This window comes from Thiobacillus denitrificans, assembly GCF_001530125.1.
GTDB lineage: Bacteria > Pseudomonadota > Gammaproteobacteria > Burkholderiales > Thiobacillaceae > Thiobacillus > Thiobacillus denitrificans_C.
Genome location: NZ_LDUG01000048.1, coordinates 16663 through 28917, shown reverse-complemented (window position 1 = coordinate 28917; position 12255 = coordinate 16663). Strand labels below are relative to the sequence as shown.

Genomic DNA, 12255 nt, shown 5'->3' with positions numbered 1-12255 from the left:
CATAATGTACGTCTAACTTCAGTCGCGAATCTCGCCGTCGACATACAGCCAGCGCCCGTCCACCCGTTCGAAGCGGCTGCTTTCGTGCAGCCTGAATGCGCGTCCATTGAGCTTGTAGCGCGCGACGAATTCCACCGTGGCATGACTGTCGTCCAAGGGAGTATGCGCCTTCACTGCCAGACCCAGCCAGCGCGGGGGTGGCGTGGTTTCGAGTTCGATTGCAGCGGGGCGGGTATCGGAGTGCCAGGTCGCCCGCAGGTAATCCTCCAACCCCATCACATAGGCGCTGTAGCGAGAGCGCATCAGGCTCTCGGCATCCGGCGCCGGCGCACCGGCGTGAAGCGGTCCGCAGCAGACCGCATAGAGACGCCCCGATCCGCACGGGCAACGCGCGCCACTCATGGCTTTTTCACCGGACAACGCAGTTGGAGTTTGATGTGCGGCCACACAGCATCGCGCATATGGGGCTGCGCCTTCTCGTTCGGGTGGATGCCGTCGGCCTGCATCATGCCGGGCGCGATGCCCACGTCGCAGACAAAACACGGCACACGAATGATTTTCTCAGCGCGCGCCACGTCGACATACAGCTTTGCCACCGCGTCGGCATACGGCTTGCCGTAATTGGGCAGCACCGGCGCATCCAGCAAAATCACCCAAGCCCCCGCCGCCTTGGCCTGACGGATCATCGTGACCAAGTTCTGCCGGATCACCGCCGGCGGCGTGCCGCGCAAGGCATCGTTGCCGCCGAGCGCGATCAGCACGCCTTGCGGTTGCTGTCGATCAAGCGCAGGCCTCAAGCGCTGCAGGCCGTTCTGCGTGGTGTCGCCGCTCACGCTGGCGTTGATCACGCGCCACTGCTGATTTTTTTGCAGCGGCGCGGCCTTTTTCAGGCGCGCGTCGAGCAGATCCACCCAGCTTTGTCCCGCTGCAAGGCCGTAGCCGGAACTCAGGCTGTCGCCGACAATCAACACAGTGCACGAGCCGGCCAGCGCCCAGCCTGGCAGCCACACCAGCAACAACAGCACCCATACGCGATAATTCATTCACTCACCTTAATCTGACCCTATCTTAATGACGCCCCCAGACAGCGCCCAGTTCCCTGCAGAATCAATCAGCGCATTGCAATCGCACGGCGTCGTCATCGCCCGCGCCCTGTCGCAGCGCGTGACCACCGCCGACGGCACGCTCGCCATCCTGAGCGAAGTCGAACTCACGGTCAAAGCCGGCGAAACGCTCGCCATCACAGGCGCTTCCGGCTCGGGCAAGTCGACCCTACTGGGCCTGCTGGCGGGACTCGACCAGCCGTCGGCGGGCGAAATCATGCTGCTCGGCCAGCGTCTGGGCGATCTCGACGAGGATGCCCGCGCCCGCCTGCGCGCCGGCCGCATCGGTTTCGTGTTCCAGTCGTTCCAACTGCTGCCCGCGCTTAGCGCGCTGGAAAACATCCTGCTGCCGCTGGAACTGGCCGGCCGCGCCGACGCACGCGAACGCGCGGCCCATTGGCTCGACCGCGTCGGCCTCGCCGCGCGCGCCGCGCACACGCCACGCCAGCTGTCCGGCGGCGAACAGCAGCGCGTCGCCCTCGCGCGTGCCTTCGCCACCGATCCCGAAATCGTGTTCGCCGACGAACCCACCGGCAACCTCGATGCCGACACCGGCGCGCGCATCATCGAACTCCTGTTCGAGCTCAACGCCTCCGCCCACACCACCCTGATCCTGGTCACCCACGACGAGGCACTGGCGGCGCGCTGCCAGCGCCGGCTGCATCTGGTCGCCGGCCAGATGCGCGAGGCGGCACTCGCATGACTTTCCTGCGGAAGGGTCGCTGCGCAGCAGCGGGGTACCCGCCGGCGGTGTCAATTCCGCCCAGCCGCAGGCTGGATGCGGATTGCCTACCTTTGGCATACCCTTTACGGGTGCTGCGGCTCGGCCTGTGGCTGCTGCGGCGCGAACGCGCCAGCGGCGAATGGCGCGTACTGCTGCTGGCGCTGATCATCGGCGTCGGCAGCGTGTCCACCACCGGCTTTCTCGGCGACCGCATCAAGCGCGCGATGAGCGAACAGGGCGCCAGCTTTCTCGGTGCCGATCTGCTGGTCACCAGCCCGCGTCCGATCGAGGACTGGCCTGCCCCCGCCGTTGAAACTAGTGCGCTCAAGACAAGCCCGCTTGCAACCAGTCGGGCGCTCGAATTCGCCAGCATGGTCAGCCGTGGCGACGCCTTCCAGCTCGCCACCCTGCGCGCGGTCGACGCCGCCTATCCGTTGCGCGGCGTAGTGCGCATCGCCGACCGCCCCTTTGAGCCTGGCGTCGCGCGTCCGGCGCAGCCGCCGCCGGACGCGATTTACGTCGAGCCGTCGCTGCTGCCGCTGCTGTCCGCCAGCGTGGGCGACAGCGTGCAGATCGGCGAGGCCACATTCCGCATCGCCGGCATCGTGGCCGAAGAACCGGGCCAGCTCGGCGGCGTGTTCGGCCTCGCCCCGCGCGTGTTCATGCGCGCCGACGAGGTCGAACAAACCCGCGTGCTGCAGCCCGGCAGCCGGCTCACCTATCTCTATCAGTTTGCCGGCGAGCCCGATCAACTCGCCGCCTTCAGCGCGGCGCTGAAACCCGCACTCGACAGCACCCAGCGCCTCATCGGTTCGCGCGAAGGCGTCGAAACCCTGCGCGGCGCCTTCGCCAATGCCGACCGCTACATCCAGCTCACTGCATTGATCAGTCTCTTGCTGTCAGTGGCCGCGATCGCCATCGCGGCCCACCACCACGCGCTGCGCCATTACGACCAGGCCGCGCTGCTGCGCTGCTTCGGCGCCACCACCGCGCAGCTGCGCACGCTCTATGCCGTCCAGCTGCTGACGCTGGGGCTGCTGGGCAGCCTCGCCGGCGTAGCGGTCGGCGCCCTGATGCAGCAGGCGCTGGCGGGGCTGATCCTGCCGGACGCCGCCACCCGTCTGCCGTCACTTGGCCTGGCGCCGGTGGGTGTCGCCGTCGCCAGCGGCCTGCTGGCGCTGGCGGGCGCCAGCCTGCCGGCGCTGATGCGCCTGATCCACGTGCCGCCGCTGCGCGTGTTGCGGCGCGACCTGCCGCCGCTGCCGGTGGCCGCGTGGATCAGTGCGGCGGTCAGCGGATCGGCGCTGCTGGGGCTGATCGCCTGGTATGCGGGCGACGCCAGGCTGGTTGGCGTCTTCGTCGGCGCGCTGGCCGCTCTGGTCGGGGTGCTGATCCTGCTGGCGCGGCTGGCGCTGGTGGCCGGCCGCGGCGTGCAGCGCATGTCTCACGGCCCGCTGCGCTTCGGTCTCGCGCAACTGTTGCGCCACCGTTTCGACAGCACCCTGCAGCTCGGCGCCTTCACCCTGGCGCTGTTCCTGGTGGCCCTGCTGGCGCTGGTGCGCAGCGACCTCATCGCCGACTGGCAACAGCAGCTGCCGCCCGAAGCCCCCAACTATTTCCTGGTGAACATCGCGCCGCACCAGCAGGAAGCGGTGGCCGCCTACCTGTCGCAGCATCGCCTCAAGGCCTCCGCGCTCTACCCCATGGTGCGCGGCCGCCTGGTCAGCAAAAACGGCGCGCCCATCGCCGAGACGCTTCCCGAGGACGCGCGCGACAGCAACACCCTGCGGCGCGAGCTCAACCTCACCTGGACCGCCACCCTGCCCGCCAACAATGCCGTGCTGGCCGGGCAGTGGCACGGCGAGCGCCGCGCCGCAGCACCCGTAAAGGGCACGCCGGTGGGTGCCCCGCTGCTGCGCAGCGACCCTTCCGCAGCACCCGTAAAGGGCACGCCGGTGGGTGCCCCGCTGCTGCGCAGCGACCCTTCCGCAGAAATCTCGGTCGAATCCGGCATGGCCGAACGGCTGAATCTTGCCGTCGGCGACCAGCTCGGCTTCCAGGTCGGCGACCAGACACTCGCCGCGCGCATCACCAGCATCCGCAGCGTGAAGTGGGACTCGATGCAACCCAACTTCTTCGTCATCTTCGCCCCCGGCCAGCTCGACGCCCTGCCCGCCAGTTCCATCGCCAGCGTCTACGTGCCGCCGGACGCCACCGGCGTGCTGCCCGGCTTCGTCAGGACCTTCCCCGGCATCACCGTGCTCGCGCTCGACAAGCTCATCGCCAACATCGAAGCCGTGTTCGCGCAGATCATCGGCGCCATCCAGCTGCTGCTGGGCTTTTTGCTCGCCGCCGGCATGGCCGTGGTCGTCGCCACCCTCTTGGCCAGCCTCGACGCACGCCAGCAGGAAGCCGTGCTGCTGCGCACCCTCGGCGCGCAGCGCGCGTATCTGGCGAAGGGATTGTGGAGCGAATTCATCGCACTGGGATTGCTGGCCGGCCTGCTCGCCAGCGCCTGCGCCGAAATCGCCATGGCGCTGATCGCCGACCGCCTGTTCGAACTGCCGCTGCGCCTGCACCCCTGGCTGTGGCTAGTGCTGCCGCTGGGCGGGGCGCTGCTGGTCGGCATGAGCGGCTGGCTCACCACGCGGCACATCACCCGCGTGCCGCCAATGCAATCGATCCGCGCGCTGAATTGAACCTGGAAACCGCAGTTGGACGCGCCCGATGGTGCGTCTGGGCGTGTGTCTGCCGCATACGATTCCACATGGGCTTCAGCCCATAGTGGATCGGAGTCCTTTAGGGCGAAGCAACGAGGCGGCAGGCCGGGGCCTGCAACGAGGCGCGAGAGCGGAGTCGTTGCCGCTTTAGCGGCTTTACGAATCCGGCCTACCCTTTGCGGGTACAAAGGCAGGCGCGCGACCAGACGTGCCAGCGGGTGCGTAGCGCTGTCACCCAAAAGGTGAACGCGAACATATTGCGCGAGGACGCCACATCCCATATTGCGCGAGGACGCCACATCCCATATTGCGCGAGGACGCCACATCCGAAGGCGGAAAACTCAGCATTCACGCGGCTTCCATTGAGGTGATGAGCGGTCAACTGCGGTTTTTGGGTTGAATGGCGATTCGCGCTGACGTAGTCACAAAACGATCATCAAGGCGCCAAGTGGCCCGGCGAACAGCCCGCCGCTGGAATCATCCGGTCGCAGCAGTCACCGCTGTTCCCTTGCGATATTTGACCGCTCACCAGTGATAACGGTGACTGCCCATGAGCGTCAATGCGCGCGCGCCGGCGACATGCCCCACATCGTGTGCGTAAACCATATGCAGGCCCAGGGCAGAATGCCTGCCACCTGCGCCGACCCAGCGCTGCCGGTACGCCAACTCCAGGTTGAGCTGCTGCCCTGTAGGCGTCAGGCTGACTGACCGGCTCTGGCGCAGCACCGTACCATCTGCCAAGCGCCCCACCGGAAGGTTAAAGCTGGCGCGTGCATGATCTACGCGAAGCGGCTGACTGAGCGCCAGACCAAAAGAGCGGTCGTCTCCCTGCCACGCGATGCCAGCCGCCCACTCACTGGTCATCACATTGCTGATATCCGTGAGCAGTGTTTCGCCCGCCACTTTCATGGTGCCGATTTCTGCCGATCCAAAGGCTGCCCAGCGCCGACCCAGGTCGTGCCGCAGCCTGAACGTGGTCGCCTGAGAGAACGACTGGTTCAGTGCGAATGCCCCCGTGCCTGAAGTCCCCATTGCGGCCCCTGACTCCTGCGTCAGCGCCAGGCCAACACTGATGCTTGTGGATGCATCAGGCTCAAAACTCAAGCGGGTCTCATGCCGCCAGGCGGATGCATCCGAAGAGATGCCGCCCGATGGGGCGGTGGCGCGCGTTGTGCGGGCATCCAGACGCGCCTTGCCATTCAGCTGCCAGGCGACGCCAACGCGGTCGAGCCAATCGTAGGCGCCCAGCGCGCCGTTGCCCGTCAGCGAGAGCATTTGTACAGGCGCGGCCTCGTTCTCCAGTGAACGCCCGCGGGTACGCATGAGGCTCAGGCGGTGTCCGTCCCCGGGCGTGAAGTCCGCATAAGACTGTGTCAAGCCGCCTTGCTGGTCAAATGATGTCTTGGTGAAAAGCCCGCTGTCCCGATGTTCGCGGGTGTCGCCGGCGAGCAGCCCCATCCAGTGCTGCCCGGCGGTCTTCCAGAAGTCGGTCTGGCCCAGCTGGCTGGCCAGATTGAACGAATAGTCCCGGCCGTAGCTGTCGAACATCGCCGCGTCGAGCGACAGGCTGCTCGCGGCGTCACCGAATGCCGCCGGCAGTACGAACCGGGTGCCGGCAACGGAATATGACGCACCGCCAACCTGATTGCCTGTAGGCAGTGCGGTTACGCCCACAGGCTGCAATGCCCGCTCCGCGTCGAGCACGCCCTGGCCGAAATAGAACGGGTCATAACCGGAAAATGTACGGTCAGCCGTGTCCAGCAGGATGCCGGTGCTTTGTTGCGGCGTGAGGTGTGGCCACTGGGCCAGCAGGCTGGTCAGGGCGGCACTGATGACGGGCGCCGAAGCGGATGTGCCGTTGAATGTGGCGATTGTTGATCCGTCGGCTTCAATCACATTGACGGGTGTCAGCGCAACCAGGAAACGCGACTGGATGGTGGTGTCAGCGCCAGGGTAATTGGAGAAACTCTGGAGCACATAGGTGCCGCCCGAGGCGAGTCCCGCACCGGCCAGGAGCGAAATGCCTGTGTAGTCGGCATTACTGAACAGCGAGGGGTAGCTGTAGGCATAGTTCGAGAGGCTGATCGCTTTATTGCCTGCCGCCATAATGAGTGCCGCGCCTTTGTTGACAGCGTTGTCGTAGGCAGTACGCATATAGGGGTCAACTTCAAACATCGGATACAGGCTGTAGTTGACGATGCGCGCCCCAGAATCCAGTGCCCAGTTGGTCGCAGCCGCGATCTCACTTACGTAGAGATCGGTAGCCTTGCCCAAGAGCAGGGCGGCATCTTCGGTATAGCCCACCGTCTTTCCCGCAATGATTTGCGCGACGTAAGTGCCGTGTGGATCACCTGTATTGTTCAACATGCTGGTGGTGGTGTCGCAGGCCGCCCCACTCGGCATGACGCGGGTGCAAGCGATCGCACCCACCACTGCATCGCGGATTTCGGGATGGTTGATGTCAAAGCCTTGATCGATTACCGCCACCTTGACGGGTGTTCTGTCGGGGATAATTAGAGCGCCGGGGGCGCCACCCCCCCCACCACCGCAGCCGGTCAGGGCGAGGAGCAGGATGGCCGTGGCGCCAAGCCATAAGGTCTGACGGCCAGGGTCCGTTGCCTGGCAATCCGGGTTGTTGCGCTTAATAAAAATCAGGCTCATGGAATGCAAACACAACGACCAGATATTAAGACTGCAAACTACCACAGAAAGAAAAAGCCCCCCGCTGAGCTGGTCTTAATCAACGGGAATGGATGTTTATTGGCGTCACAAAGCTTGCCAGGGCCGACTTGAACCCTTTAGCGATGCACCCTCCCCTCCGCCGGTTGCAAATCCGCGCTTAGCGCCTCGCGCTCGTCGAACACGAAGCAGTCGCCACGGTAATGCGCGCCACCCACCTCCTCGAAGTATTTGAGAATGCCGCCTTCGAGCTGGTACACGTGCTCAATGCCGATGGCCTTCATGTGGATGGCGGCCTTTTCGCAGCGGATGCCGCCGGTGCAGAATGACACGACGGTCTTGCCGGCATAGTCGACGCGGTGCTCGGCCAGGCGTGGCGGAAATTCGCTGAAGATGCCGATGTCGTAATCGACGGCGCCATCGAAGCTGCCCGCGGCGACTTCGTAGTCGTTGCGCGTGTCGAGCATCACCACCGGGCGGCCTGCGTCGTCACAGCCGCGATCCAGCCATTGCTTCAGCGTGGCGGCCGCCACCGATGGCGCGCGCGCTTCTTCCGGGCGGATCAGCGGATGCTTCATGGTGATGATCTCCTGCTTCAGCCGCACCCGCATTTTTCTGAATGGCGGCGCGACGGAGAGGCTTTCCTTGGGCTGCAGGTCGGAAAAGCGCGGGTCGGCGCGCAACGTGGCGACGATGGCGTCGATGGCGTCGCGCGAACCGGCCAGGAACACGTTGATGCCCTCCGGCGCGAGCAGGATGGTGCCCATCAGCCCGAGCGCCTGGCAGCGCGCGGTGAGGTCGGCCTTGAGCGCCTCGCGGTCGGTGAGGGTGACGAATTTGTAGCAGGAAATATTGACGACGGACACGGTAAAACCCTTTCAGCAAGCCGGCATTATACGAAGTGGTTCTGCCCTGCCGGTGGTTTTGATACCCTTCGGCCTTCCCCTGCCACTTCCCGACCATGGACCAACACCTGCAAACGCCGGCACACACCCGGCAAACCGCGATCGGTGCGGCATGAAGCGCACTGCCCCCGCCGCGGCCCACGCGCCGAAAGCGGTTTACACCGATCCGCTGGCGGAGCTGTTGCGCCCGGGCCAGTCGATCGAACTGCTGAAGGAACTGCACATCCTGACGCGCGACGGCAAGCTCAACCAGGACAGCCGCCGCAAGCTGAAGCAGGTGTATCACCTGTGCAATTTCATCGAGCCGCTGCTGAACGATGTCCTCGGCCAGCAGGACACGCTGACCTTGGCCGACCACGGCGCGGGCAAGTCGTATCTGGGTTTCATCCTGTACGACCTGTTCCTGAAGGACCGCCCCGGCAGCCATATTTTCGGCATCGAAACGCGCGATGAACTGGTGACCCGCTCGCGTGAACTGGCGGCGCGGCTGGGCTTTGCACGCATGTCCTTCCTCAACGCGACGGTGGCGGAATCGATCACCACCGAGGCCCTGCCCTCGCGCATCGACATCGTCACCGCGCTGCACGCCTGCAACACCGCGACCGACGATGCGATCCAGTTTGCGCTGGCCAAAGAGGCCCGCCACATCGTGCTGGTGCCGTGCTGCCAGGCCGAGGTCGCGGCCGTCCTGCGCAAGCACAAAAACGAATCGTTCGGCAAAACCCCGCTGTCGGAAATCTGGCGCCACCCGATCCACACCCGCGAATTCGGCAGTCAGCTCACCAACGTGCTGCGCTGCCTGCAGCTTGAATCGCACGGCTACCAGGTCACCGTCACCGAACTGGTCGGCTGGGAGCACTCGCTGAAGAACGAGCTCATCATCGCCACCCGGAATGACGCACCGCGCAAGAATGCGCGCGAGCGACTTCAGCAGATTCTGCAGGAACTTAACCTGCAGGAACTTGAAGGACGCTTTCTGGGCCCGCAGTCATCCTGAAAAAAGCCTATGCTTTAAGCAAGCGTGTGTTTTGTCTGGATTATCTGATGCGCCTGCCCGCCTTGACGTTTTTCCTCCCCGCACTGGTTCTGCTCGTCGCACTGGCGGGCTGCGCCACGCCGCAATACCAGACGACGGTCCGCCTGATTCCGCCGACCGATGCGCAGGGCCTGGCTTGCGTGCAGGCCTGCGAAGCCCAAAAGATCGCTTGCCAGGCCGAGTGCCAGGCCCGCTATGAGGCCTGCGTAAAAGACATCGAACCGCAAGTGGAAGCGCGCTATACAGAAGCACTGAAGCAGTACGAACTCGATCTCAGGCAGTATGCCGCGGCGCTGCGCCACTATGAAATGCAGCTGCGGTTCGACTGGATGTACAGCTATCCCTTCCGTCATCCCTTTTGGTGGGATCCATGGCCGGGGCTGTATTTTCCGCCGCCGTATCGTGAGCCGGTGATGCCGACACGCGACAGTGTACGGGCGCAGCTTGTCGCCAGGCACTGCCAGGCAGACTGCGGCTGCCTGCCCGCTTACGACGCCTGTTTTGTCGGTTGCGGCGGACAGCGGGTGAGCGAAACGGTGTGCATCAAAAACTGTCCGCCGGACAAATAAAGGCTATGTCACTGTTGGTTGTTGAAGTCATGTCTTGCCCCCTGATGAAGCCCCTGTCCTTTGGCATCCCGCAGGCGCCGCCGTAGGAGCGGCTTCAGCCTCGATGCGCCGCAAGACGCAAAGGGCAAGTGCTCGACAAGGCCTCGCCACCAGGGGGTGTGTTGTAGGAGCCCCCGCAAGGAGGAGGCCGTGGTTGTAAAAGCCGACGCGTCGGCAACAACCACGCACGCCCGCCCCGGGCCGATGCCGTGGAGGTTGCGACGGTGCGCAAATCGGGGCGAGGGCGCCCCGCCCACAGCGCTGGCCAACACCAACAAAAACGATGAAAGAGCCCAAATAAAGCCTCAGCGCGCGGATTGCAGGTGCGTCAGTTTCACCGGCACGCTTTCGGTGTCGCTGTTGAGCCAAATCTCGCCGTCCTGCACCATGCATTGCAGCTGCATGCCACGTGCGGCCAACGCGGCCAGCGCCTGAGTGGTGTCGGCGGGCAGTTGCAGCACCGTCAGATGGGAAAAGCGCGTGAGCTTGCTGGCGATCTGCTTCCACCACACCTCGCAACCGCTGCCGTAGCACAGCACCACGACCTGTTCGGCGCGGCTGCATGCACGGCGGATGCGCGCTTCGTCGGGCTGGCCGAGGTCAATCCACAGCTTGATCTCGCCGGTCAGGCTCTTCACCCAGACTTCCGGCTCGTCGACGTCGAATAATCCCTTGGTGAAGGCGATGCCATCCTGGGCGTAAAGGGCATAGGCCAGCACCCGCGCCATCATGCGCTCGTCGGTTTCGGAGGGATGGCGCGCGATGGTCAGCGCGTGGTCGGCGTAGTAATGCCGATCCATGTCGGCAATCTGTAAATCGGCTTTGTAGATGGTGGCGCGCAGGGCCATGATGACTCACTCTCGAACAAGGCGCGGATTGTAGCGTGCGCCCATAAAAAAACCCCGGCGAACCGGGGTTTTTCACATCAGGTCGGAAAGATTACGACACGACCTGGATGTTCGAAGCTTGCTTGCCCTTGGGGCCAGTCGTCACTTCAAAGCTGACGCGCTGGTTTTCCTGCAGGGATTTGAAGCCGTTGGAATTGATTGCGGAGAAATGTGCGAAAAGGTCCTCGCCGCCGTTATCCGGGGTGATGAAACCAAAACCTTTTGCATCGTTGAACCACTTAACAGTACCCGTTTCCATCTTTTGTTTCCTATCTATCTAAAAAAAATTGGGCGACATGCCCTATCGATCGAATTTCAAGGAAAACGCTTACCAGAGGTACCGCAATTTAAAGCTTGAATCCAACAGACAGCGCATTAATAACACAAAAAAATAGCATGTCCAAGTATTTTTTTCAATCGCCTTCAAATCGCACGCAATATCAGGGTGTCGCCGCGCTGGGTGAACTCCAGATGCTTCAGCACGCTCATGCCCAGCAACACCTGATCGCCCCCCATGCCGGGGTTGAGGCTGGCGGGCACGCCGCGCAGATCGAACGGCCCGAATGCCAGCGCATTCACCCGGGTGGCGCGGGTGGTGACCGTGCCGTTGGCGGTGACCGACTGCTGCCGCGCACCCGCCTTGAGCCCCAGTTCTTCCGCCAGATGCGCCGGCACCGACACCAGCGTGGCGCCGGTATCGAGCAGGAAGGTGACGGGCTGGCCGTTGATCGTACCGGGGAAAAAATAATGGCCGTTGCGGCTGCGCTTCAGCACCAGTTCGCTGCCCTGCGCGATCTGCAACTGCTGGTTTGGATTGTTGCGCGCCTGCAGGCCGTTTTCAAAGTAGAAATACAGCAGGCCCAGCAACAGCAGGCTGGCGACCAGCGCCATGCCGCGCCCGAGTGGGCGGTATGGGTTGTGGGCGGAATCAGGTTCTTTTGAGTTCACGGCGAGTGAGACCGATTGGGTAGTTCATCGTTCAGCGCGCCAGGCGCGCCGGGTGACCAAACCTAATTCAAATCCCATGAGAACCGTGTACACCCGCAAAGCTTACAAACCGGCAATAAGCGCACGCCAGGCTCAGGCGACGTGAGCCATCCGCGGCTGGCTGAAGTGGCAGGACGGCGCGTCGCCGAACGCCTCGCGCAGGTAGCGGGTTTCGATGTGCAGCAGACGTTCGTGGTCGCCGGCTTCCAGGTACACGTCCGGCTGCGCCATCAGCGCGTCGTCCCATACCATTTCCACTCCCCAGGCATTCGGCAGACCCGGCACCACGCCGGGTTCACACTCGGGGAACAGACGGCTCACGCTGGCCTCGTCGGCCAGGCTGAATTCGACACCAACATCCTGCCTCAATTTACCAAGTTGGACTTCCTGGTCGGCGGGAATCATCGCCACCATCTGGCAGTCCATGCCGTCGAGCAGCACGCCCTTGGCGACCCGATCGAGGGTCACCCCGGCCGCGCGCGCGGTTTCGGCGCTGGTCTGCGAGTGCGGATGTGCCACGAGGTCAAACGGAATCATGTGCTGGTCGAGAAAACGTTCCATGCGATGCAGTGCGTTCATGATCGTCTCCTTGCAAGAGAATTAAAG

General features: G+C 63.9%; 12 protein-coding genes. 4 read left to right on the top strand and 8 right to left on the bottom strand.

Translation table 11 applies throughout. The features are described from left to right. Nucleotides 1-18: 18 nt before the first annotated feature. On the bottom strand, nt 19-402 hold the full coding sequence (locus tag ABW22_RS14170; protein WP_059758126.1) for a YchJ family protein: 384 nt from the start codon (nt 400-402) through the stop codon (nt 19-21). Beyond that, nucleotides 399-1043, bottom strand: a complete 645-nt coding sequence (locus ABW22_RS14165) for an arylesterase (protein WP_059758124.1) — start codon at nt 1041-1043, stop codon at nt 399-401. Before ABW22_RS14165 ends, ABW22_RS14170 begins: the two co-directional genes overlap by 4 nt. A gap of 28 nt (nt 1044-1071) precedes the next feature. On the opposite strand from ABW22_RS14165, the gene ABW22_RS14160 reads away from it, so the two are divergent. Then, nucleotides 1072-1806 carry an ABC transporter ATP-binding protein gene (locus tag ABW22_RS14160; RefSeq protein ID WP_082708891.1) on the top strand — a complete coding sequence of 245 codons (735 nt, stop codon included), beginning with the start codon at nt 1072-1074 and terminating at the stop codon, nt 1804-1806. A gap of 92 nt (nt 1807-1898) precedes the next feature. Further along, nucleotides 1899-4526 (top strand): ABC transporter permease, encoded by a 2628-nt coding sequence (locus ABW22_RS14155; RefSeq protein WP_237763359.1) that lies wholly within the window; start codon nt 1899-1901, stop codon nt 4524-4526. 546 nt (nt 4527-5072) lie between these two features. Here ABW22_RS14155 and ABW22_RS14150 read toward each other — a convergent pair. After that, entirely contained in the window at nt 5073-7208 is a 2136-nt protein-coding gene (locus ABW22_RS14150; protein WP_082708887.1) for a S8 family peptidase, read from the bottom strand. Between the two features lie 137 nt (nt 7209-7345). Next, complete coding sequence (locus ABW22_RS14145) at nt 7346-8092, bottom strand: sulfurtransferase (protein ID WP_059758111.1); 747 nt, start codon at nt 8090-8092, stop codon at nt 7346-7348. Between the two features lie 151 nt (nt 8093-8243). On the opposite strand from ABW22_RS14145, the gene ABW22_RS14140 reads away from it, so the two are divergent. Beyond that, complete coding sequence (locus ABW22_RS14140; RefSeq protein WP_082708885.1) at nt 8244-9128, top strand: class I SAM-dependent methyltransferase; 885 nt, start codon at nt 8244-8246, stop codon at nt 9126-9128. 47 nt (nt 9129-9175) lie between these two features. Continuing rightward, nucleotides 9176-9736, top strand: coding sequence for a hypothetical protein (locus ABW22_RS14135; protein ID WP_059758603.1), 561 nt, complete (start codon nt 9176-9178; stop codon nt 9734-9736). A 344-nt stretch (nt 9737-10080) separates the two neighbouring features. Here ABW22_RS14135 and ABW22_RS14130 read toward each other — a convergent pair whose 3' ends face one another. The 4 genes from ABW22_RS14130 to ABW22_RS14115 all read right to left on the bottom strand — a co-directional run bounded on the left by ABW22_RS14130 (nt 10081) and on the right by ABW22_RS14115 (nt 12228). Then, nucleotides 10081-10623, bottom strand: coding sequence for a YaeQ family protein (locus tag ABW22_RS14130; RefSeq protein WP_059758108.1), 543 nt, complete (start codon nt 10621-10623; stop codon nt 10081-10083). A 91-nt stretch (nt 10624-10714) separates the two neighbouring features. Continuing rightward, the gene (locus ABW22_RS14125) at nt 10715-10921 is read right to left on the bottom strand and encodes a cold-shock protein (protein ID WP_059758104.1); all 207 of its coding nucleotides are present in this window, start codon (nt 10919-10921) and stop codon (nt 10715-10717) included. Between the two features lie 164 nt (nt 10922-11085). Then, nucleotides 11086-11610: a retropepsin-like aspartic protease family protein gene (locus ABW22_RS14120; RefSeq protein ID WP_059758101.1), complete on the bottom strand. Its 525-nt coding sequence runs from the start codon at nt 11608-11610 to the stop codon at nt 11086-11088. Between the two features lie 132 nt (nt 11611-11742). Then, entirely contained in the window at nt 11743-12228 is a 486-nt protein-coding gene (locus tag ABW22_RS14115) for an aminoacyl-tRNA deacylase (protein WP_059758098.1), read from the bottom strand. Nucleotides 12229-12255 lie beyond the last annotated feature (27 nt).

What these genes read in the sequence shown, in the direction of transcription:
- ABW22_RS14125 (WP_059758104.1), bottom strand. Translation starts at nt 10,921, where the DNA reads ATGGAAACGGGTACTGTTAAGTGGTTCAACGATGCAAAAGGTTTTGGT.
- ABW22_RS14170 (WP_059758126.1), bottom strand. Translation starts at nt 402, where the DNA reads ATGAGTGGCGCGCGTTGCCCGTGCGGATCGGGGCGTCTCTATGCGGTC.
- ABW22_RS14160 (WP_082708891.1), top strand. Translation starts at nt 1,072, where the DNA reads ATGACGCCCCCAGACAGCGCCCAGTTCCCTGCAGAATCAATCAGCGCA.
- ABW22_RS14115 (WP_059758098.1), bottom strand. Translation starts at nt 12,228, where the DNA reads ATGAACGCACTGCATCGCATGGAACGTTTTCTCGACCAGCACATGATT.
- ABW22_RS14140 (WP_082708885.1), top strand. Translation starts at nt 8,244, where the DNA reads ATGAAGCGCACTGCCCCCGCCGCGGCCCACGCGCCGAAAGCGGTTTAC.
- ABW22_RS14150 (WP_082708887.1), bottom strand. Translation starts at nt 7,208, where the DNA reads ATGAGCCTGATTTTTATTAAGCGCAACAACCCGGATTGCCAGGCAACG.
- ABW22_RS14165 (WP_059758124.1), bottom strand. Translation starts at nt 1,043, where the DNA reads ATGAATTATCGCGTATGGGTGCTGTTGTTGCTGGTGTGGCTGCCAGGC.
- ABW22_RS14135 (WP_059758603.1), top strand. Translation starts at nt 9,176, where the DNA reads ATGCGCCTGCCCGCCTTGACGTTTTTCCTCCCCGCACTGGTTCTGCTC.
- ABW22_RS14130 (WP_059758108.1), bottom strand. Translation starts at nt 10,623, where the DNA reads ATGGCCCTGCGCGCCACCATCTACAAAGCCGATTTACAGATTGCCGAC.